Genomic DNA, 19798 nt, shown 5'->3' on the forward strand with positions numbered 1-19798 from the left:
CTATTGATTACTTCTTCTTTTTCGGGGCGATGACCATGATAAGTTGGCGTCCTTCCATCTTAGGATGCTGCTCGACCGAACCGTACTCGAGCAAGTCACCTTCAACTCGCTTGAGGAGTTCCATCCCCAGCTCCTGGTGGGCCATCTCACGGCCGCGGAATCGCAAGGATACCTTGGCCCTGTCCCCATCACTCAGGAAACGTACCAGGTTGCGCAGTTTTACCTGGTAATCCCCTTCCTCCGTCCCTGGACGAAACTTGATTTCTTTAACCTGAATCTGCTTCTGGTTTTTCTTGGCTGCGGCAACCTGCTTCTTCTTCTCGAAGATCGATTTGCCGTAGTCCATCAGTTTGCAAACAGGGGGTACTGCATCGGCGGAAATTTCCACCAAATCCAGTTTGGCCTCTTCAGCCTTAAGAAGCGCGTCTTCAATTGACACAATCCCAAGCTGTTCACCTTCAGCCCCAATTAACCGAACCTCGCGTGCCGAGATATTCTCGTTGATCGGGGCTTTCGGTGCAGCTCGTTTATCTTGTCTCATTTCACGCTTAATAGTAATTACTCCGAATCTGGGCGACCACGCCGGGAAACCGCTTGCGCGAGAAACTCAGCGAACTGGGCGACGGGCATCGAGCCCAGGTCAGCACCTTCACGAGTACGCACAGCGACAGTCTGCATCTCGACTTCCCGATCCCCGATAACCAAGAGATAGGGAACCTTGAGCAAAGTATGCTCGCGGATTTTAAAGCCGATCTTTTCATTTCTCAAGTCAGACTTGGCACGAAATCCGCTTTCGTTGAGAGTTTTTTCAACCTCGGCGGCAAAATCGGCCTGTTTGTCAGTGATGTTCATGATCACTGCCTGGGTCGGAGCAAGCCACGCAGGGAATGCACCCTCGTAGTGCTCGATCAGGATTCCGACGAATCGTTCGAAGGATCCAAGGATCGCCCGGTGCAACATTACCGGGTGCTTGCGACTGTTGTCTTCGGAGACGTATTCGGCTCCCAGACGGATAGGCAGGTTAAAATCGAGCTGCAGAGTACCACACTGCCAGACACGGCCAAGGCAATCTTTGAGCGAGAACTCGATTTTCGGACCGTAGAACGCACCCTCACCCGGCTGCAGATCGTACGCAAGGCCCGCACTGTCAAGGGCTGCGGCCAATGCAGCTTCCGCGCGATCCCACAATTCGTCGGAGCCAACGCGTTTTTCCGGACGAGTGGACAGTTTCATTTCGACATCGGTGAAGCCGAAGTCGCGATAAACGTCCATGGTCAGCTTGATAAACGCAGCGGACTCGGCCTGCATCTGCTCTTCGGTGCAGAAGATGTGAGCATCGTCCTGAGTGAATGCACGCACGCGCATAATGCCGTGCAGCGCACCCGATGGCTCGTTACGGTGGCAAGCCCCGAATTCGGCCAGACGCATTGGCAGTTCGCGGTAGCTTTTCAGGCCTTGATTGAACACCTGCACGTGGCACGGGCAGTTCATCGGCTTGATGGCGTAGTCGCGATTTTCCGACTGAGTGGTGAACATGTTGTCGGCGTAGTTGGCCCAATGCCCGGATTTCTCCCACAGGCTGCGGTCAACGACTTGCGGCGTCTTGATCTCAAGGTAGCCATTGTCACGCTGCACCTTGCGCATGTACTGCTCGAGCACCTGGTACAGAGTCCAGCCGTTCGGGTGCCAGAACACCATACCTGGGGACTCTTCCTGAGTGTGGAACAGGCCCAGGCGCTTGCCGATCTTGCGGTGATCGCGCTTTTCGGCTTCTTCAATACGCTGGATGTAGGCCGCCAACTGCTTCTTGTCAGCCCATGCAGTACCGTAAACGCGCTGCAATTGCTCGTTTTTGGCATCGCCGCGCCAGTAAGCGCCCGACAGCTTGGTCAGTTTGAAGGACTTCAGAAAACGAGTGTTCGGCACGTGCGGGCCGCGACACATGTCGACGTATTCTTCGTGATAGTACAAGCCCATGGCCTGCTCGTTCGGCATGTCTTCGACCAGACGCAGCTTGTAGTCTTCGCCGCGAGCCTTGAACACTTCGATCACTTCGGCGCGCGGAGTGACTTTCTTGATGACGTCGTAATCTTTCTCGATCAACTGCTGCATGCGCTGCTCGATGGCAGCCATGTCGTCCGGAGTGAAAGGACGCTCGAAGGCGATGTCGTAATAGAAGCCTTCGTCAATGACCGGGCCGATGACCATTTTAGCCGTCGGGTACAGCTGCTTGACCGCATGGCCAACCAGGTGGGCGCAAGAGTGGCGAATGATCTCCAGCCCCTCTTCATCCTTTGGCGTGATGATTTGCAGCGTCGAGTCGCTGTCGATGATGTCACTGGCGTCAACCAGTTGGCCATTGACCTTGCCGGCCACAGTGGCCTTGGCCAGACCAGCACCAATGGATGCGGCGACCTCGGCTACGGAAACCGGATGATCGAATGAACGTTGACTGCCGTCGGGAAGAGTAATAGTTGGCATGGCGCCTCCTCTCCTAGTGGTGACCCCTACCAAAGGTCACGTGGGTTGGGATGAGCCAGTACAAGATCCGATCCAGGCCATTCAATGACGAACGCCTGCCTTACAGCGGCAGGAGCCTTGCGGCCAACCGGAAAACCGAACCAGAGTGACTGGGATTCAAATCGGGAATTTTCGTGCGCCGCCGCTGCCGGGACCAAGGGTCATCCGAAGCCTGCAAACGCCCGAGTCGGGCATGCTAGCACAGATGAACGGTCGCCGATGTACTCTGGGCTTGCCGTGAGGCAAATCGTCCGTTTTATGCCAGAGTGCTGAACTTGATTGGCCATTCAGCCATCAGATAACAAGACATTGACCCACAAGGAGCATCCTTCCATGCGTCTGAATAAACTGTTCGCAGTAGTCGCCCCTATCGTTCTGCTGCTGCCGTTGAGCGCTCACGCAGACTGGCCAAAGGGCGAACGTGAGAAATACATGGCGCAATGCTCGCAGGCCGCGACGCCTCAGATCGGCGCTGCAGCGGCGAAGGCTCACTGCGCGTGTGGCGCTGATGCCATCAAGTCTTATCCGGCGAGTGACATTCAGGCTTTGATGGACAACAAGGCAACGCCTGAACTGCAACAGAAAGCACTGGGCCAGATTGCCAAATGCAAGGCCAACACCCCGGCGAAAAAGTGACAAAAAATTCATTTTGGGCCGGGTTTAACCTGAGAAAAAGCTGCTGATTTGAGCTTTTCTGATCGATTTATGCAGGTTTTACAGGTTTTTTTATAGTCTTTACTTTTCGATGAAAGCCTTTTAAACCGGGGCTTTCAGACGAAAAGACTCGTAAAGAAAACACGACTGATTGGCAAACAGCACGTCCGGGGGGTTACAAAGTGAACATTTCGACTATGATATCCCGGTGTGCCCAGTTGGCCTGAGCAGCACAGTACTGAAAAATATATGTTTCTTGGAGATACACCATGTCTAATCGCCAAACCGGCACCGTTAAGTGGTTCAACGATGAAAAAGGCTTCGGCTTCATCACTCCTCAAGGTGGCGGTGACGACCTGTTCGTACACTTCAAAGCTATCGAAAGCGACGGTTTCAAAAGCCTGAAAGAAGGCCAGACCGTTTCCTTCGTGGCTGAGAAAGGCCAAAAGGGTATGCAAGCAGCACAAGTTCGCGCAGAGTAATTTCTACGCGCACTAAAAAAACCCCGTCCATGTGACGGGGTTTTTTATGCCTGCAACAAAAGCTGCCGGCTATCAGCCGCAGTTGACGCGAGTAACCACCAGACTGTTGTCGGTATTCAGGTTCAAGCGATCAGAGCGGTATTCCAGAGTGATCATGTCATCCGGCTTGAGGAAGCGGGCATTTTGCGCGCCGGCCTTGGCGCGGGCCTGCTCCAACAGGGCGGGCGAAGCTTTCTTGCCAATGGCGAACTCCGCAGCCGTTGCTTCACAGCGGCTATGACCGGCTTCGGTCGCCACAGGATCCTTTGCCGACTCGCTGGAGGTTGTGCTGCAACCGGCCAACATGGCAACGGCCATTAGTGCACCCAGTGATGCGAACTTCAAAGGCATGAAGCCTCCTTGTTTTCAAATAGTTAGCTGAGATCGTGCGACCGCCGATCCGGCGTTTGGTTTCATGACAAATGCCATCACCCTGCCCCACAATCGGAAAAACGCCGAGTGTGCCTGAGAGGCGCACGCGGCTCTTCAATCAATCGTGACTGAATATTAACGAGCTCAGTAAACGTCGATGTAGTCGAATGGCGGATTCGGCCAATTATCCTTGAGCGCATTGAAAATCTGCATCACCCACACCTCGTCACTGGCCGCGACATTGCCAACGTAACCCGACCCCTTGGCCCAGGTTTCCAGACGAAACAACAAGCCATCGATATCCTGCCCGCCCGTCACACCTGAAGAGATGTAAGCCATACCGCCCTTGGTCACTCGCAACTGCGTGTGTTCATCATCGCTGGCCGAGGCCAGCAATCGACGCACAGCATCAAGCGTAAGGCCGTCAGGGGTATTCAAATCGATCTGCACAGCACTGTCCTTGAGTTCGCAGGAAAAGACCAAGTGTCGCATAGCACTGCGCTCATGCCTAAGTCGCAGTGCCAAATGCCCGACAAAATGGTTAACTCGGTACACAGACCTCCCGACTTTTCGAGCCTCATCATGACCAGTGTAAGCATCGACGCCGACATCAAAGCCAAATGGGCAGACGGACACAGTTCCTACAGCCCGGGGTCCACCGAAGAGTTGGCGCTTATTGGTATCGATCTATTGGTCAAAGAGCTGGGCACCGAAGCGGCCCAGCAATTCATCAAGCAGATTTTCGAGCGGTACCCGGTCGAACAGACCGAGCACGCGCTGGGGGAATAAACCCCCAGGCTCTCACCTGCGGGCGGGGTTTTACTTCAGGCGTTTCAGGCGTTCGGTCAGCAGATCGAAGAAACCTTGAGCGTCGCCATTTTCCACCCAGAATGCATTCTTCGGAGCCTTGAGACCGTCATACCAATCGACGACGGTCTGACCGAAGGTCGGCCCCTCACGACTATCAACCACGACATTCACCGAGCGACCCGTGAACAGTTCTGGCTTGAGCAGATAAGCCACGACAGTTGCGTCATGCACCGGGCCACCCGGAATGCCGTAATGCTCCATATCCCCTTTGATGTACTCATTGAGGATGTCGCCGACAATTTTGCTCGCGTTGTTGTTGAGCGCAGCAATCTGCTTCAGACGCGCATCGCTGGTAAGAATCTTGTGGGTCACGTCCAGTGGCAGATAGGTCAGCTTCACGCCGCTCTTGAGTACCACTTCAGCAGCTTGCGGATCGGCAAACAGGTTGAATTCCGCCACCGGGGTGATGTTGCCGCCGTTGAAGTGCGCGCCACCCATGATCACCACTTCCTTGATGCCCTGCACAATCTCGGGCTCCTGAATCAAAGCCAGTGCGAGGTTGGTCTGCGGGCCAAGCATGGCAATGGTGATGCTGTGCGGCTTGGCTTTTTTCAGGGTATCGATCAGATAATTGACCGCACTGCCTTCAGCCAGGCCCTTTTTCGGTTCGTGCACGGTGACACCCGACAGGCCTTCCTTGCCATGGATGTTCTCGGCGTAGATCGGCGTACGCATCAGCGGCTTCGGCGCGCCGGCGTAGACGGGTACATCCTCGCGCCCTGCCCACTCGCGAGCCAGACGCGCGTTACGCGAAGTCTTGTCGAGGCGTACGTTGCCGGCCACGGTGGTCAGCGCACGGATGTTCAACTCGTCTGGCGAAGCCAGCGCGAACAGCAAGGCAACCACGTCGTCGGCACCCGGATCGGTGTCGATGATCAGGTCGATTTTTTCCGCCGCGTGAGCGCCGGTTGCAGATATCAGGGACAAAAGCAGCAGACTCCGGAGCAGTTGGTGCAGTTTTTGAGCATAGCGTTGCATGGCGCATTCCTTGTGCATGTGAAATCGAAAGTTAGAACGTTACACCAGCCACCAGAACGATGTTGCAGTACGGCTGACATTCGCCTGTACGAACAATCGCTCGTGCCTGTCGGCTAAGAACCTTGAATTGCTCATGACTGAGCAGATCGCGACGACCCAGTGCGCCTTCATCATTCAACGCGTCGAGCACGGGCAACGCCGTCGGTTGCTTGTCGAAGATTTCCTTGGCCAGCGCATGGCTTTCCACCTGCATCTCGCTGAGCACGACTTTCAGGGTGCTGACGAAGTCCGGGACGCCATGGGTCAGCGCAAGGTCGATCAGCTCGACACCCGGCGGCACCGGCAAGCCGGCATCACCAATCACCACCATGTCGCCATGGCCCAGAGATGCGATCAGTCGCGACAGCGCGACGTTCAGCAAAGGAGTCTTTTTCATGCGGGTTTAAAGGCCTGTACGTCGGACATGGTTGGAATGGAAGGCTGCGCGCCGGCGCGAGTAACCGACAGAGCGGCGGCAATCTGCCCGTAGCGGATCGCTTCGGCCTCGGACTTGCCGGCGGCCAGCGCAGCGGCAAAACCACCGACGAAGGTGTCCCCCGCCGCCGTGGTATCGACCGCTTTCACTTTCGGCGCCGGGAAATGCTCGAAGCCTTTGCCGTTGGCGAACAACGAGCCCTCAGCGCCAAGGGTGATGATGACCTTTCCTGCGCCCATCGCGATCAGGTGACTTGCCGCGCTTTCTGCAGTTTCCAGCGAATCAACCGGCAACCCGCTCAAGGCAGCAGCTTCGCTTTCGTTGGGAATCAGATAATCGATGGCTGCGAACCAGTCTGCCGGCAATGGACGGCTGGCAGGGGCGGGATTGAGGATTACGGTCTTGCCCAGTTCACGCGCACGCTTGAGCGCATGGCCCACGGTTGCATCCGGAATCTCGAGCTGGCAGATGATAACGTCGGCTGCTTGCAACACAGCATCGAAGCGGTCGATCACCGCCGGCGTCATGGCGCCGTTGGCACCGGCGACAATCACGATCGCGTTCTGACTGTTGTCATCGACCACAATCAGCGCCACGCCACTCGAATCCTCGACGACGCTGACCGCCTGACAGTCGATCTGCTCGGCCAGCAGCGCGTTTCGCAACTGCACGCCGTAGTCGTCGCTACCAACGCAACCGACCATCGCCACTTGAGCGCCCAGGCGCGCGGCAGCCACCGCCTGGTTGGCGCCCTTGCCGCCAGAGACGGTGGCGAAGGAATGTCCGATCAGCGTTTCACCGCCCCGGGGCAGCCGTGGCGCCCGGGTTACCAGATCCATGTTCAGGCTGCCTATTACCACTACATTTGCTGGCATACATCACTACTCGTCAATTCGGTTTCAGCGGTACTCGGTGAACACGCCGGACAGCGGCGCAGTCGATTCGCGCAAGACAATACTCGGGGTCACGATCCGTTGATCAGTGACCAGGCCTGGGGTAGCAATCCTTCGCAGCAGCACTTCAGCCGCCATCTCGCCCAGTTGCAGGATCGACTGGCCGACGGTGGTCAGTGCCGGGTACACGTAACGGCTCATCTGGATATCGTCGAAGCCGATCACCGACAGCTCGCTCGGCACTCGCACCTTGCGCTCAGCCGCCGCTCGCAGCACCCCGATGCCAATCATGTCGTTCCCGGCAAAAATTGCGCTCGGCGGATCGTTCGCAAGCAGCGTCGTCGCCGCGTTGTAACCGCCGGTGCTGGTGAAATCACTCTCGAGCATGCGCGCAGGCGACACTTCGATGCCCGCCTCTTTCAGCGCCCGGCAAAAACCGGCCTGACGCATTTGCGCCACGCTGGTGCTCGCAGGGCCACCAATGGTCGCGATATCGCGGTGGCCAAGCTCCAACAGATGACGGGTGGCGAGGTAAGCGCCGTACTCATGGTCGATGCGCACCAGATCGGCATCCACGCCATCCAGTCCACGGTCGACAATCACCATCGGCGTCTTCACGCCGGCCAGCCCCTGTGCCAGACCACTGTCACCGCCGGCCGACGCGACGATCAAACCGTCGACGCGTTTTTCCAGCAGGACGCGCAAGTAGCTGCGTTGCTTTTGCGGGTTGTCATCGGAGTTGCAAAGGATCACGCAGTAGCCATTTCGCTCGCAGTAATCCTCGATGCCCCGTGCCAACTCGGCGAAGTACGGGTTGAGACTGTTGGGCACCAACAAGCCAATGGTTGCAGTGGTTTTGGCCTTCAGCGAGCGCGCCACCGCACTCGGCACGTAGTCGAGGCTCTTGATGGCGGCCTCGACTTTCAGCCGGACTTCCTTACTGACCGGTCGGGTGTTGTTCACCACGTGAGACACGGTGGTGTAGGAAATCCCCGCGAGTGCCGCCACATCCTTGATTGTCGCCATGTTTCAAGCCCGCCGACTGGCGCGTTGGCTGCGATAGGTATCGAGCACGACCGCGATGACAATCACCGCACCGGTGATGATGCGCTTGGTCGGTTCGCTTGCACCGATCTGCGCCAGACCGGCCGCCAGTACGGAAATGATCAGCACACCGAAGAACGTGCTGATGACCGAACCGCGTCCACCCATCAGGCTGGTGCCGCCGATCACCACCGCGGCAATCACTTGCAGCTCCAGGCCTGAGCCGGCATTCGGGTCCGCCGCTTCCAGGCGAGAAATCTGAAACAGCGCGGCGATACCGGCCAGCAGGCCCATCAGGCTGAACACCAGAATCTTGTAGGGTTTTGGATTGATCCCCGCCAGCCGCACCGCTTCTTCGTTGGTACCGATACCGATCAGGTAACGACCGAACACGGTGCGCGTCAAAACTGCCTGCGCAATAAAAATCACCAGCAAGGCAATGATAAACGACGGTGAAATACCGAAAGCGATCGGGTTCGACAGCCAGGCAAACGAATCACCAATATAAGCCGTGCGCGAGCCGGTCATCTGGTAAGCCAGACCACGGGCCATTTCCAGCACACCGAGAGAAACGATGAACGAAGGAATCCGCCAGGCCACGGTAATCGAACCCGTCACGGTGCCCGCCAATGCCGCCACCGCCATACCGAGCAACGCCGCCGGCAACACGCTCCAACCCCAACCGAGCATGGCCACGCTGACCGTTGATGCCGCGAGTGCCAGCACCGAGCCCACCGACAGATCGATGCCGCCAATGATCAACACGAAGGTCATGCCGACGGCCAGCACCATCAGGTCGGGAATCTGGTTGGCCAGCGTACTGAAAGTGTTATAGGACAGAAAGTGGCTGCTCAAGACCGAGAACAGCGCAATCATCGCCAGCAGTGCACCGGCCAGCCCCAGATAGGTGCCCAGTCCGTAAAAGTTGCCACTACGCTTGCTGGCAGGAGATGCAGTTTTCATGGGAGATCCCTAGGCGCCGCTTCGTTGAGCAACGCATCACGTTTTTGGTAGCCGGCGAACGCGGCAGCAAGCAAATCATCCTGGGTCCAGCTGTCGCGCTCAAAGGTATCGATCAGACGCCCGGCCGACAACACACCGATCCGGTCGCAGATCAGCATCAATTCACGCAGGTCACTGGATACCACCACCAGCGCTTTGCCCTGGCGCGTCAGCTCACCGAGCAAGGCATAGATGTCGAACTTGGCACCGACGTCGATGCCACGGGTCGGTTCATCGAACAGCAGCACCGAACAATCACGCTCCAGCCAGCGACCGATCACGACCTTTTGCTGGTTACCACCGGACAGTTCCGAAACCAACTGTGTCGGGCTCGAGCTGCGGATGCGCATCGCGTCGATCTGTCGTTGCGCCAGTGAGATTTCGTCGCCGTTGTTGACGAAACCACCACTGGAAATTTCCGGCATGTTGCCCAAGACAATGTTGGCGCTGATCGATTGGCTAAGCAGCAAGCCTTCGCCTTTGCGATCTTCGGTGATCAACGCGATGCCATTGCGCACCGCATCGACCGGCGAACGTACGCTCACCACTCGCGCGGGCGAGCCCAGTGCAATTGTGCCGCTGTCAGCGACGTCGGCACCAAAAATCAGCCGCAGCAGTTCAGTGCGCCCTGCTCCGATCAGGCCGGAAATCCCGTAGATCTCCCCGGCACGCACTTCGAACGAGACGTCGCGCACCTTGTCGGAACGAGTCAGGCCTGTGACCGTCAACGCCGGGGCGCCAATCTTGCGCGGGCCCATGTCGATGTGTTCGCCCAGCTCGCGGCCGACCATCAGCGTGACCAGTTGCTCGCTGTTGTAATTGGCCATCGGCTCGACGCACACCAGGTTGCCATCTCGCAGCACAGCGATGCGCTGCGCGACTCGGGCCAACTCTTCGAGACGGTGGGATATGTAGATGATCGAGACGCCGCGTGCCTGTAGGCGAGTGATCTGCTCGAAAAGCATTTCGACTTCACGCGCCGTGAGCATCGCGGTCGGCTCGTCGAGAATCAGCACATGGCAATCGCCAATCAGGTTGCGGGCGATTTCGACCATCTGCTGATGCCCGATACCCAATTCGCCGACCAGCGTGTCCGGATCGATCGCGTCGAGCCCTACCTGCGCCATGGCTTCGATGGCTGCCTTACGCAATTGCTTGCGGCTGATCCAGCCGCCGTTGCTCGGCAGGTTGTCGAGAAACAGGTTCTCCGCCACCGACAATGTCGGTAACAGATTGAGTTCTTGCATGACCATGCGCACGCCGAGATCTTCAGCCTGGGTACGGCTGCCCGGGCGATAGTCTTTGCCCTGGAACTGCATCTGCCCCGTGGTCGGGGTAACCAGGCCACCAATGATCTTCGACAGGGTGCTTTTACCGGCGCCATTCTCGCCGGTCAGCGCCAGTACTTCACCGCGCATCAGCGTCAAATCGATGCCTGTGAGCACCGGTTGCGCATAGGTCTTACCGATACCGCTGACCGAGAGGACAGCGTTCGGAGCGGAAACTGACATAAAAATCTCCATGCGCTCGCCCGGGCGGACGAGCGCCGTTGTATCGCCAGAGGACTTACTTGGTGACCAGTTCGACCGGCGTTTCAATCACGCCATTGGTACCGCTGTCGACCTTCTCGCCCTTGATGATTTTCAGCGCGGTCTCGATACCGAACACAGCTTGTTTGGCGGCATATTGATCGGCAGTCGCCAGTACGCGACCGTCCTTCAACATTGGCTTGATGGCATTGATGTTGTCGTAGCCGACAACCTGCACCTTGCCTGCCTTGCCCGCAGCACGCACGGCGGAAACGGCACCGACTGCCATGCTGTCGTTACCGGCCAGCAACGCTTTGACATCCGGGTACTCACTGAGAATCGACGCGGCAACCTTGTTGCCTTTATCAATCTCCCAGTCGCCGGACTGCAGGGAAACCACCTTGATCTGCGCCGCCTCCATCGCATCCTTGAAGCCAGCGGTACGCTGCTGGGCGTTGGTGGTCGTGGACACGCCTTCAATGATGCCGACTTCGTCACCGGCCTTCAGCTGTTTGGCCAGATATTCACCAACCAGACGCGCACCTTTGCGGTTGTCCGGGCCTACGAATGGCACGCTGATGTTTTTGCTTTTGACGATTTGCGGATCAAGCTGGTTGTCGATGTTGATCACGGTAATACCGGCATCGACGGCTTTCTTGATCACCGGCACCATGGCCTTGGAGTCAGAAGGCGCGATGACCAAAGCATTGACCTTCGCCAGAATCATTTGCTCGACGATGCGCGTCTGGCCTGCAGTGTCGGTTTCGTCCTTGATGCCGTTGGAGATCAGGTCGAAATCGGCAGAGTGTTCTTTCTGGTAGGCCTTCGCGCCATCTTCCATGGTCAGGAAGAATTCGTTGGCCAGGGATTTCATGACCAGTGCGACTTTGGGTTTTTCAGCAGATTCGGCGAACGCCGAAGAGACGGGTAATGCAGCGGCTGTGGCAGCCAGCATAGCGACAGCAAGAAGACGTCCAGCGAATGGCAGCTTCATGGGTTCACTCCGATCTTATGATTATTTTGAGCAACGCTTGCGCTGGCATCAGCTATAGCGCTTCCAACGATGGAGTACTACCCCGTCGAAGCCGCGCAAACGTTTGCGTAGATCGAACTATGCGAACCTCGCCGCGATTTGTCAACAATCGGAAATCGCCATTTATTGTAGGACGAGTCTTCCAACTCGCTCTCCGTTGCTCAGGCCGTTGTGCTGACCAGGTTACCGCTTGTAGCGTCCTTGGACATCTCCTTGAGCAGCGCACCCGCGACTTCCGTCAGCGCGCCGCTGGTTTGCATGATCTGCCCCTGAATGGACATGACCGCCTGGGATTTGGCCTCCGGAGTCGGATAGCTCTGAGCTTGGGCCGCAGCCAGTTGCTGCTGCTGTTCCTGGAGTTGCTTCTGCAATTCCTGCATCCGCTTCAGCAGCATTTTGACCGTGATACTCAGGTTGTCGCCGCTTTCAGCTTTGCTGTCTTCCTGCGCGGGACCACCGGTTCGGACCTGATTGCTCGCTTCTTTCTCAGTGCCCAGCGCCTCAGCGGAAGCGTCCGCTTCCGCCTCACTCAATGCATTGATCGTCGCAGCAGTCTTGCCGCCGATGGTGACAGCCGCGGGATTTGATAAACCGATCGTCAGTGACATGAGAACTCCCTAAATATTAGTTTCCCTGAACACGCATCGGCCAGCGCGAAGGATTCTTTAGCACCCATTCCAGAAACGGCAACCCGATTCGTTCGACAGAAGCAGTAGTCCTTTTCGGAGAGCCGAACATGAAAGCTCACATTGTTCGGAAAACCGGATATCCGACGCCAGACGCTATTTTTAGAATCACAAAATACTGATGTAAATCATCGGGTTAAACATTTCTCTGACGCATAGTACGGCTGGTACAGATCCTGCTCCCTTCACCGTACCCCGGCATCCAGATCGGCTCGGGGCGCATCTAGATGAACCTGCATCAGCACTGTCTCACTACTAGAGAGAAAAATAATGAAATCTGCTTTCAACACCTTCGTTCCGGGCGCTTTGGCCCTCCTCCTGCTCCTGCCGACTGCCCTTCAGGCTAAAGAAGTCGAAACCCAGACCAAACTCGCCAACGTCGTGGTTCTCGCTACCGGCGGCACCATTGCCGGGGCCGGCGCCAGTGCAGCTAACAGCGCCACTTATCAAGCGGCCAAAGTCGGCGTCGAGCAATTGATTGCCGGCATTCCCGAATTGAGCAAACTGGCTAACGTGCGTGGCGAACAAGTCATGCAGATCGCCTCGGAAAGCATCACTAACGACAATCTGCTGCAATTGGGCCGCCGCGTCGCCGAGCTGGCTGACAGCAAAGATGTCGACGGCATCGTCATCACCCACGGCACCGACACGCTGGAAGAAACCGCTTACTTTCTTAACCTGGTAGAGAAGACCGACAAGCCAATTATCGTCGTCGGCTCGATGCGTCCGGGTACCGCCATGTCCGCTGATGGCATGCTCAACCTGTACAACGCCGTCGCGGTGGCCAGCAGCCAAGAAGCTCGCGGCAAGGGCGTTCTGGTGACCATGAACGATGAAATCCAGTCCGGTCGTGACGTGAGCAAAACGATCAACATCAAGACCGAGGCCTTTAAAAGTGCCTGGGGCCCACTGGGCATGGTGGTTGAAGGCAAATCCTACTGGTTCCGCTTGCCAGCCAAGCGTCACACCATGGATTCCGAGTTCGACATCAAAAACATCAAGAGCCTGCCTGACGTAGAAATCGCCTATTCCTACGGCAACGTGAGCGATACCGCCTACAAGGCACTCGCCCAATCCGGTGCCAAAGCCATCATCCACGCAGGCACGGGTAACGGCTCGGTGTCCTCGCGCGTAGTCCCTTCACTGCAAGCCCTGCGTAAAGAAGGCGTGCAAATCATCCGCTCGTCCCACGTCAACGCTGGCGGCTTCGTTCTGCGCAATGCCGAACAACCTGACGAAAAATACGACTGGGTTGTCGCTCACGACCTGAACCCGCAAAAAGCCCGCATCCTGGCGATGGTCGCACTGACCAAAACCAACGACAGCAAAGAGCTGCAACGGATGTTCTGGGAATACTGATTGACCCTCGCCCGATCAGCTCTTGATGGGGCAATCCTCGCACCACCCGCCTGATTCACGGGTGGTGCGTCGCCTACAAATCTCCGTGCATCTTCCCGACAAAAATTTCGACTCGTCCTACACCAAAACAGGAAAAGCGCTGTCAGAGGATTTTCTTGAATTTTAAGCAGTTGCGAAAATGCTTACAGTTAAATACTGTATGCACGTACAGCTTAATAAGGATAACCTCGTGGCCACCTCCCCTGATGCTCCTGACGCTTATGAACGCATGGGTATGCGCGTTCAAAAAATCATCAATTCCCCCACCGCACAGAAAGCCAAAGCCGCACTGATCTTCCGCCTGCCGGACGAGCCGATGGATGACTGGGAGCGCCTGCTCGAGGAAATCGACGAGAACGACAACGTTACCCTCGCCTACCGCGACGATGGTGGCGTGCAGATTTTTTGGGTTGTGCCGAAGGAAGATTGATTCAATGATTGTCCGCTGTTTTGCTTTGCTCCTGCTGTTCATCGCCATGGGCGCCCAAGCGGGCGCACCTCGCACATTTTCTGAAGCCAAGAAGGTCGCCTGGAAACTGTACGCACCGCAGTCCACCGAGTTCTATTGCGGCTGCAAATACACTGGCAACAGAGTTGATTTGAAAGCTTGCGGTTATGTACCGCGCAAAAATGCCAAGCGCGCGTCACGTATCGAATGGGAGCACATCGTGCCCGCCTGGCAGTTTGGCCATCAGCGCCAATGCTGGCAGGAAGGCGGACGCAAGAACTGTACACGCTACGATCCAACCTACCAGAAGGCCGAAGCCGACCTGCATAACCTGGTACCGAGCATTGGCGAGGTCAATGGCGATCGCAGCAATTTCAGCTACGGCTGGCTGCCAGTGCAATCCGGTCAGTACGGCTCTTGCCTGACCCAAGTCGACTTCAAGGCCAAGAAGGTCATGCCCCGACCTTCAATTCGCGGCATGATTGCCCGCACCTATTTCTACATGAGCAAGCAATACGGCTTGCGTCTGTCGAAACAGGATCGGCAGTTGTATGAGGCGTGGGACAAGACCTACCCGGTGCAAGACTGGGAACGCCAGCGCAATCAGAGCGTGGCGTGCGTAATGGGGCGCGGCAATGAATTTGTCGGCCCGATAAACCTGAAAGCCTGCGGTTGATCGCAGCACAAAAAAGGCCTCGAACGTTATGTTCGAGGCCTTTTTTTGTGGCTAGCTGCCAGACTTGTTGTAGCGCCAATACCCCATCAGGTTGAGCGATTCACGAGGGATCCCGCAGTCCTTGATCAGGTACTTGCGCAAGCTCATGACGGCCGCACTTTCGCCGGCGATCCAGCCGTAAAATCCTTCTTCGGCCGTATTGGCGATTTCCCAAAGAATGTCTTCATCGATATCCACTTCGGCGAGTTCGATGGCCTGGCTCGCTGACGAAGCATGAATTGGCAAGGTCGCCTGCCGCCCCCCTTCAACCATCAGCGTCCCGGCGACGGTCGCACCTGCCTGCTCACGGATCAACCATTGCACTGTAAGCCCCGGCCAGTCGGGCACTGGAAGCATGTCTTGTGCACTGTCGACTTCGAAGAAAGCTTGCGTCTGGGGTGGTTCGGCGAGGGCGGCTAACTCATCAAGAATGCCCATGGCTGCCGGCAACGCCGTCGAGTCGGCAACCAGCAATACTTGCTTGAGAGCCTGCGGCGGCCGCCACTCGAACCCTCCGGCTTCCTTCGCAGAAAAACGGTTGTCAGGCGCAAGGATCTGCATCGACTCGCCCGGCTGCGCTCGCAACGCCCAGCGCGAAGCCGGTCCTGTTTCACCGTGCAAGACGAAATCAATGTCGACCTCACCTTGTTCGGTACGCAGATGACGAATCGTGTAAGTACGCATCGCCGGGCGGCTGCTCGCCAACATCGAACGGAAACGCGCGTACCAACCTTCCTCCTGCGCAAGGTTTGCAGGAGAGCCATCTGCGGCAGGGAAAAAAAGTTTGACGCGCTGATCGGGTGCCCAGGTGGCCATGTTGGCAATTTCTGGATCGGCGAGGGTGATCCGCATCAAGTGCGGACTCAACAGGGTTTTACGCTGCAGCACAGCACTGAAGAGCTTGTAGGGATTGGCGGAGGCCATGCGGAGCTCCTTCAAGAAATCGTAAGTGACTCGTATAAGACGAATCGCATCCGACGCCCTTTAGGCTGCTCCGCTGAAAGCAAAATTTACGGTTGGATCGGATGCTCGATCACCACCGATTCAATATTCTGTTTTTTGGCCTTTACCAATGCTGCATCGACCTGCACCTGACGAGCTTCAGCCTCTGCCTTGGTGTTGAACGGGCCAATCAGAATCCGCGCTTTACCGCTGCTGTCCTTGATTACCGTTGGAACAAACGCATGCTCGATCAGCCAGCCGCTCAGATCACTGACAGCCTGAGGCGTTTCGCCGCGCACCTCGAGATCCCACTGTGGAGCGGAGGCCACCGCAGGAGCAGCCGCGACCACCGTTTTCGGCTTTTGCGCGTCTACACTCTTGCCTTCACCACATCCTGCCAATGCCAGTGCCGCGACCATCCAGACCAATTTGCGCACAACGGTTTCCTCGGAAATCTCAAAGCGGCGATCTTACCATTCATAAATACTTCGCGAGCCCCGCAAAATGGGCACGAAACAACGAGATTGATGATTGCAGCCTCTGTATAGTTACGCCCTGGGAATTAATGCCGCATCTGCGCGTCAGAAAGAGGCACCCAAACCGTGAGACTTCGCACTAATCTATACGTACCACCGACCTCTGCACTGTCTGAATCAGGTGCCCTACAAAGCAATCAAGGAGAAGACCATGCTGATACTCACCCGCAAAGTCGGTGAAAGCATAAACATTGGCGATGACATCACCATCACCATCCTGGGCGTTAGCGGCCAGCAAGTACGAATTGGCATCAACGCTCCGAAGAACGTTGCGGTGCACCGTGAAGAGATCTACCAGCGCATTCAGGCTGGTCTGACCGCTCCGGACAAACCACAGACACCCTGATCCGCATCGCAGTCAGTAGCCAGTTCGTTTGCCCAGCACAATGACTGGCTAGAGATACACGCGCCGTATTGCCACCCGCTTCCCACTCTGTTGGGCACGGCGCCTGACACACCCATCCCCTTCCGATTCATTCTCCCCATCCCTTGTTACCGCTCGATATTACCGGCCATTCCAAAGGCTGGCTGTCGGACGATTCCGATAGAGCACAGGGAATTCGCCCTCCTAAGCGAATGTCACGCCACGCGCCATGCCGGTGGCGGCAACCACCATCAGCATCAGCAACAACGCCTCGACATGACTGATTCGCGCGTACAACTTTGCACGCCCGGTATCGAGTGCCGCACCGCGGGCTGATGCAATGCGCCATTTGACCAATGTGATCATCGGCGCGAGCTCTATCAGCAGAATGACTACAAACAGTGTCATTTTCAGATGGAACAGTGGCTGGTGAAGGTAATAGTCAGTGCCCTTCTCATACCCGCCAAAAGCACGCATCCCGCCCGTTATCAACAGAATCAACGCAGAGATGCCCCACAGATTATCGGCGAGCAACACGCGCCTGACCTCCCCCGCACCGGCCGCCAAACGACTGAACGCCGTTCCACGCGTCAGTACCGCCCAAAAGCCCAAGGCAAAAGCCAGTAGATGAATAGCCGCTAGAAACCAATGACCCAGCATCGACACACTCCTTTATAGAGAGTTGAAAATCGGCCAGTCAGTAGTAGTCGAAAAAATGGAGATTCGCTCGTGCCACATCGCCAGTGGTGACGCCGAGGAACGCAATAGAGAAGTGCTGCAAAAGCCAAATCGCAGGCAAAAAAAATCCCAAGCAGCTGATGGAAGCTTGGGATTAAAAATGCATAAACCGTGGTGGTGAACGCGGAGCGGATATTACTGATTAATCGCTTCAGCGACAATATTTTTTCGATAACCGGTCGGTTAAAAAAACTCGTAACTCATTCAATATCCACACTATTTTTAAGGAATGAGAGTTTGACGCGACGGAATGACTGGCTATATGCGCTAGCGCTGAAGCAGTCTCATCAATCTGGAAAGAGAAGGTAAGCGTACGTCGAGGTGAGTGTCGAGTTGGTGTTCTGAACCGAGGATTTTGCAAAGGGTTTGCAAACCCCAGACAACAAAAAAGGGCCCACCTTTCGGTGAGCCCTTCTAGACCGCCCAGCAGAGCGGATTTTGTTTGGTAGGCGCGATTGGACTCGAACCAACGACCCCCACCATGTCAAGGTGGTGCTCTAACCAACTGAGCTACGTGCCTGCTGTGAGGCGGCATTCTACGGAATTCCGGAGGGGTGTCAACACCTTTTTTTCACCTAACCCTATGAATATGCAAAATATTTAATTTCCACCCAGCGACACAGATTTTTCCGTGGCTGGCGGAGGTTTTTCAACTCGGGTAGGATCGGCGCACTCGTAAAATATATTAAACAGAGGCTGCAGGATGGCGAACACCCTTTACCCAGAGTCTTATTACGCGGCGTCGGCGAATGCCGTACCGGCACGTCCAGCCTTGCAGGATGATGTGGAGACGGATGTCTGTGTGATTGGTGCCGGGTATACCGGGCTGTCCTCCGCCCTGTTTCTGCTGGAGAGCGGTTTTCGCGTGACCGTGCTGGAAGCCGCCAAAGTCGGTTTCGGCGCTTCAGGGCGCAACGGCGGCCAGATTGTTAATAGCTACAGCCGCGACATTGATGTGATCGAACGCACCGTCGGCCCGCAGCAAGCGCAACTGCTTGGCCACATGGCCTTCGAAGGCAGCCGGATCATTCGCGAGCGCGTCGCCAAGTACAACATACAGTGCGATCTGAAGGACGGCGGCGTGTTCGCGGCGCTGTCGGCCAAGCAGATGGGCCACTTGGAATCGCAAAAGCGTCTGTGGGAACGCTTCGGCCATACGCAGCTTGAACTGCTTGATCGACGTCGTATTCGCGAGGTTGTGGCCTGCGATCAGTACGTCGGCGGCATGCTCGACATGAGTGGCGGCCATATTCATCCGCTAAACCTGGCGCTCGGCGAAGCAGCGGCAGTTGAATCGCTTGGCGGCGCTATCTATGAGCAATCGCCCGCCGTGCGGATCGAGCGCGGTGCCAACCCGGTTGTGCACACGCCGCAAGGCAAGGTCAGAGCGAAGTTCATCATCGTTGCCGGCAACGCCTACCTCGGTAATCTGGTGCCGGAACTGGCGGCCAAATCGATGCCGTGCGGCACCCAGGTAATCACCACTGAACCGCTGGGCGATGAACTGGCGAGAACCCTGCTGCCACAGGATTACTGTGTCGAAGACTGCAATTACCTTCTCGACTACTACCGCCTGACGGGCGACAAGCGCCTGATCTTCGGCGGCGGCGTGGTATATGGCGCACGGGATCCGGCGAACATCGAAGCGATCATCCGCCCGAAAATGCTCAAGGCCTTCCCGCAACTCAAGGACGTGAAGATTGATTACGCCTGGACCGGAAACTTCCTGCTGACCCTGTCGCGCCTGCCGCAGGTTGGACGCCTGGGCGACAACATCTATTACTCGCAGGGTTGCAGTGGTCATGGTGTGACGTACACGCATCTGGCCGGCAAAGTGTTGGCCGAGGCGTTGCGTGGTCAGGCGGAGCGTTTTGATGCGTTTGCTGATCTGCCGCACTATCCGTTCCCGGGCGGGCAACTGCTGCGTACGCCGTTTGCGGCGCTGGGGGCCTGGTATTACGGGTTGCGCGACAGATATGGGTTCTGATCAGGTTTTCTGACCACAGAAGCATTTGTGGCGAGAGGATTTATCCCCGATGGATTGCGCAGCAGTCCTCTGCTTTTCAAAAGCAGGGCCGCT

General features: G+C 56.7%; 23 protein-coding genes and 1 tRNA gene. 8 read left to right on the plus strand and 16 right to left on the minus strand.

The genetic code is table 11. The features are described 5' to 3' along the window. Positions 1-7 precede the first annotated feature (7 nt). Positions 8-559, minus strand: a complete 552-nt coding sequence (infC, locus tag ICA15_RS01535; RefSeq protein WP_176469887.1) for a translation initiation factor IF-3 — start codon at positions 557-559, stop codon at positions 8-10. Further along, entirely contained in the window at positions 559-2481 is a 1923-nt protein-coding gene (gene thrS / locus ICA15_RS01540; protein ID WP_042558692.1) for a threonine--tRNA ligase, read from the minus strand. The genes infC and thrS overlap by 1 nt, the downstream gene beginning before the upstream one ends. A 372-nt stretch (positions 2482-2853) precedes the next feature. Here thrS and ICA15_RS01545 point away from each other — a divergent pair, with 372 nt between their 5' ends. Both ICA15_RS01545 and ICA15_RS01550 read left to right on the plus strand, forming a co-directional pair. Next, the gene (locus ICA15_RS01545; protein WP_150601462.1) at positions 2854-3156 is read left to right on the plus strand and encodes a hypothetical protein; all 303 of its coding nucleotides are present in this window, start codon (positions 2854-2856) and stop codon (positions 3154-3156) included. A 287-nt stretch (positions 3157-3443) separates the two neighbouring features. Next, on the plus strand, positions 3444-3656 hold the full coding sequence (locus tag ICA15_RS01550) for a cold-shock protein (RefSeq protein ID WP_007905882.1): 213 nt from the start codon (positions 3444-3446) through the stop codon (positions 3654-3656). A 72-nt stretch (positions 3657-3728) separates the two neighbouring features. Here ICA15_RS01550 and ICA15_RS01555 read toward each other — a convergent pair whose 3' ends face one another. Both ICA15_RS01555 and ICA15_RS01560 read right to left on the minus strand, forming a co-directional pair. Continuing rightward, positions 3729-4046, minus strand: a complete 318-nt coding sequence (locus ICA15_RS01555; RefSeq protein WP_150601461.1) for an I78 family peptidase inhibitor — start codon at positions 4044-4046, stop codon at positions 3729-3731. Between the two features lie 165 nt (positions 4047-4211). Beyond that, positions 4212-4517, minus strand: a complete 306-nt coding sequence (locus ICA15_RS01560) for a hypothetical protein (protein ID WP_150601526.1) — start codon at positions 4515-4517, stop codon at positions 4212-4214. Positions 4518-4649: 132 nt separating this feature from the next. Between ICA15_RS01560 and ICA15_RS01565 the strand changes: the two genes are divergently transcribed. Then, complete coding sequence (locus ICA15_RS01565; protein ID WP_150616641.1) at positions 4650-4856, plus strand: hypothetical protein; 207 nt, start codon at positions 4650-4652, stop codon at positions 4854-4856. Positions 4857-4886: 30 nt separating this feature from the next. On the opposite strand, the gene ICA15_RS01570 is transcribed toward ICA15_RS01565, so the two are convergent. From ICA15_RS01570 to ICA15_RS01605, 8 genes are all read right to left on the minus strand, one after another. Further along, entirely contained in the window at positions 4887-5915 is a 1029-nt protein-coding gene (locus tag ICA15_RS01570; RefSeq protein WP_150616642.1) for a nucleoside hydrolase, read from the minus strand. 31 nt (positions 5916-5946) lie between these two features. Next, the gene (rbsD, locus tag ICA15_RS01575; protein ID WP_150601458.1) at positions 5947-6351 is read right to left on the minus strand and encodes a D-ribose pyranase; all 405 of its coding nucleotides are present in this window, start codon (positions 6349-6351) and stop codon (positions 5947-5949) included. Next, on the minus strand, positions 6348-7265 hold the full coding sequence (gene rbsK / locus ICA15_RS01580; RefSeq protein ID WP_150616644.1) for a ribokinase: 918 nt from the start codon (positions 7263-7265) through the stop codon (positions 6348-6350). The genes rbsD and rbsK overlap by 4 nt, the downstream gene beginning before the upstream one ends. A 24-nt stretch (positions 7266-7289) precedes the next feature. Next, positions 7290-8309, minus strand: coding sequence for a LacI family DNA-binding transcriptional regulator (locus tag ICA15_RS01585; protein WP_210555609.1), 1020 nt, complete (start codon positions 8307-8309; stop codon positions 7290-7292). Positions 8310-8312: 3 nt separating this feature from the next. Then, positions 8313-9290 (minus strand): ABC transporter permease, encoded by a 978-nt coding sequence (locus ICA15_RS01590; RefSeq protein WP_150594716.1) that lies wholly within the window; start codon positions 9288-9290, stop codon positions 8313-8315. Next, on the minus strand, positions 9287-10840 hold the full coding sequence (locus ICA15_RS01595; RefSeq protein WP_210555608.1) for a sugar ABC transporter ATP-binding protein: 1554 nt from the start codon (positions 10838-10840) through the stop codon (positions 9287-9289). Before ICA15_RS01595 ends, ICA15_RS01590 begins: the two co-directional genes overlap by 4 nt. A gap of 55 nt (positions 10841-10895) precedes the next feature. Further along, on the minus strand, positions 10896-11852 hold the full coding sequence (locus ICA15_RS01600) for a sugar ABC transporter substrate-binding protein (RefSeq protein WP_150601453.1): 957 nt from the start codon (positions 11850-11852) through the stop codon (positions 10896-10898). A 200-nt stretch (positions 11853-12052) separates the two neighbouring features. Then, positions 12053-12499, minus strand: coding sequence for a hypothetical protein (locus ICA15_RS01605; protein WP_210555607.1), 447 nt, complete (start codon positions 12497-12499; stop codon positions 12053-12055). A 348-nt stretch (positions 12500-12847) separates the two neighbouring features. On the opposite strand from ICA15_RS01605, the gene ICA15_RS01610 reads away from it, so the two are divergent. The 3 genes from ICA15_RS01610 to ICA15_RS01620 all read left to right on the plus strand — a co-directional run bounded on the left by ICA15_RS01610 (position 12848) and on the right by ICA15_RS01620 (position 15099). Continuing rightward, the gene (locus ICA15_RS01610) at positions 12848-13936 is read left to right on the plus strand and encodes an asparaginase (protein ID WP_210555606.1); all 1089 of its coding nucleotides are present in this window, start codon (positions 12848-12850) and stop codon (positions 13934-13936) included. 199 nt (positions 13937-14135) lie between these two features. Continuing rightward, positions 14136-14405, plus strand: coding sequence for a DUF1654 domain-containing protein (locus tag ICA15_RS01615; RefSeq protein ID WP_090282667.1), 270 nt, complete (start codon positions 14136-14138; stop codon positions 14403-14405). 4 nt (positions 14406-14409) lie between these two features. Next, positions 14410-15099: an endonuclease gene (locus ICA15_RS01620; protein WP_150616650.1), complete on the plus strand. Its 690-nt coding sequence runs from the start codon at positions 14410-14412 to the stop codon at positions 15097-15099. 51 nt (positions 15100-15150) lie between these two features. Here the strand turns inward: ICA15_RS01620 and ICA15_RS01625 are convergent, their stop codons facing one another. Both ICA15_RS01625 and ICA15_RS01630 read right to left on the minus strand, forming a co-directional pair. After that, complete coding sequence (locus tag ICA15_RS01625; RefSeq protein WP_210555605.1) at positions 15151-16062, minus strand: siderophore-interacting protein; 912 nt, start codon at positions 16060-16062, stop codon at positions 15151-15153. Positions 16063-16148: 86 nt separating this feature from the next. Further along, a complete protein-coding gene (locus ICA15_RS01630) occupies positions 16149-16517 on the minus strand; it encodes an SPOR domain-containing protein (RefSeq protein WP_210555604.1) in 369 nt (122 codons plus the stop codon). Positions 16518-16767: 250 nt separating this feature from the next. On the opposite strand from ICA15_RS01630, the gene csrA reads away from it, so the two are divergent. Next, on the plus strand, positions 16768-16962 hold the full coding sequence (csrA, locus tag ICA15_RS01635) for a carbon storage regulator CsrA (RefSeq protein WP_003179932.1): 195 nt from the start codon (positions 16768-16770) through the stop codon (positions 16960-16962). Positions 16963-17184: 222 nt separating this feature from the next. Here csrA and ICA15_RS01640 read toward each other — a convergent pair whose 3' ends face one another. Both ICA15_RS01640 and ICA15_RS01645 read right to left on the minus strand, forming a co-directional pair. Continuing rightward, positions 17185-17640 carry a DUF2214 family protein gene (locus ICA15_RS01640; protein WP_210555603.1) on the minus strand — a complete coding sequence of 152 codons (456 nt, stop codon included), beginning with the start codon at positions 17638-17640 and terminating at the stop codon, positions 17185-17187. Between the two features lie 521 nt (positions 17641-18161). Then, positions 18162-18238, minus strand: a tRNA-Val gene (locus ICA15_RS01645). A 183-nt stretch (positions 18239-18421) separates the two neighbouring features. Here ICA15_RS01645 and ICA15_RS01650 point away from each other — a divergent pair. Continuing rightward, positions 18422-19705, plus strand: coding sequence for an NAD(P)/FAD-dependent oxidoreductase (locus ICA15_RS01650; protein WP_210555602.1), 1284 nt, complete (start codon positions 18422-18424; stop codon positions 19703-19705). Positions 19706-19798 lie beyond the last annotated feature (93 nt).

Source organism: Pseudomonas sp. P116, assembly GCF_020149425.1.
GTDB classification, from domain to species: domain Bacteria; phylum Pseudomonadota; class Gammaproteobacteria; order Pseudomonadales; family Pseudomonadaceae; genus Aquipseudomonas; species Aquipseudomonas anatoliensis.

What these genes read in the sequence shown, in the direction of transcription:
- ICA15_RS01650 (WP_210555602.1), top strand. Translation starts at nt 18,422, where the DNA reads ATGGCGAACACCCTTTACCCAGAGTCTTATTACGCGGCGTCGGCGAAT.
- rbsD (WP_150601458.1), bottom strand. Translation starts at nt 6,351, where the DNA reads ATGAAAAAGACTCCTTTGCTGAACGTCGCGCTGTCGCGACTGATCGCA.
- ICA15_RS01585 (WP_210555609.1), bottom strand. Translation starts at nt 8,309, where the DNA reads ATGGCGACAATCAAGGATGTGGCGGCACTCGCGGGGATTTCCTACACC.
- ICA15_RS01550 (WP_007905882.1), top strand. Translation starts at nt 3,444, where the DNA reads ATGTCTAATCGCCAAACCGGCACCGTTAAGTGGTTCAACGATGAAAAA.
- ICA15_RS01590 (WP_150594716.1), bottom strand. Translation starts at nt 9,290, where the DNA reads ATGAAAACTGCATCTCCTGCCAGCAAGCGTAGTGGCAACTTTTACGGA.
- ICA15_RS01595 (WP_210555608.1), bottom strand. Translation starts at nt 10,840, where the DNA reads ATGTCAGTTTCCGCTCCGAACGCTGTCCTCTCGGTCAGCGGTATCGGT.
- thrS (WP_042558692.1), bottom strand. Translation starts at nt 2,481, where the DNA reads ATGCCAACTATTACTCTTCCCGACGGCAGTCAACGTTCATTCGATCAT.
- ICA15_RS01610 (WP_210555606.1), top strand. Translation starts at nt 12,848, where the DNA reads ATGAAATCTGCTTTCAACACCTTCGTTCCGGGCGCTTTGGCCCTCCTC.
- csrA (WP_003179932.1), top strand. Translation starts at nt 16,768, where the DNA reads ATGCTGATACTCACCCGCAAAGTCGGTGAAAGCATAAACATTGGCGAT.
- rbsK (WP_150616644.1), bottom strand. Translation starts at nt 7,265, where the DNA reads ATGCCAGCAAATGTAGTGGTAATAGGCAGCCTGAACATGGATCTGGTA.
- ICA15_RS01555 (WP_150601461.1), bottom strand. Translation starts at nt 4,046, where the DNA reads ATGCCTTTGAAGTTCGCATCACTGGGTGCACTAATGGCCGTTGCCATG.
- ICA15_RS01620 (WP_150616650.1), top strand. Translation starts at nt 14,410, where the DNA reads ATGATTGTCCGCTGTTTTGCTTTGCTCCTGCTGTTCATCGCCATGGGC.
- ICA15_RS01605 (WP_210555607.1), bottom strand. Translation starts at nt 12,499, where the DNA reads ATGTCACTGACGATCGGTTTATCAAATCCCGCGGCTGTCACCATCGGC.
- ICA15_RS01570 (WP_150616642.1), bottom strand. Translation starts at nt 5,915, where the DNA reads ATGCAACGCTATGCTCAAAAACTGCACCAACTGCTCCGGAGTCTGCTG.
- ICA15_RS01625 (WP_210555605.1), bottom strand. Translation starts at nt 16,062, where the DNA reads ATGGCCTCCGCCAATCCCTACAAGCTCTTCAGTGCTGTGCTGCAGCGT.
- ICA15_RS01615 (WP_090282667.1), top strand. Translation starts at nt 14,136, where the DNA reads ATGCACGTACAGCTTAATAAGGATAACCTCGTGGCCACCTCCCCTGAT.
- ICA15_RS01545 (WP_150601462.1), top strand. Translation starts at nt 2,854, where the DNA reads ATGCGTCTGAATAAACTGTTCGCAGTAGTCGCCCCTATCGTTCTGCTG.
- ICA15_RS01565 (WP_150616641.1), top strand. Translation starts at nt 4,650, where the DNA reads ATGACCAGTGTAAGCATCGACGCCGACATCAAAGCCAAATGGGCAGAC.
- ICA15_RS01640 (WP_210555603.1), bottom strand. Translation starts at nt 17,640, where the DNA reads ATGCTGGGTCATTGGTTTCTAGCGGCTATTCATCTACTGGCTTTTGCC.
- ICA15_RS01600 (WP_150601453.1), bottom strand. Translation starts at nt 11,852, where the DNA reads ATGAAGCTGCCATTCGCTGGACGTCTTCTTGCTGTCGCTATGCTGGCT.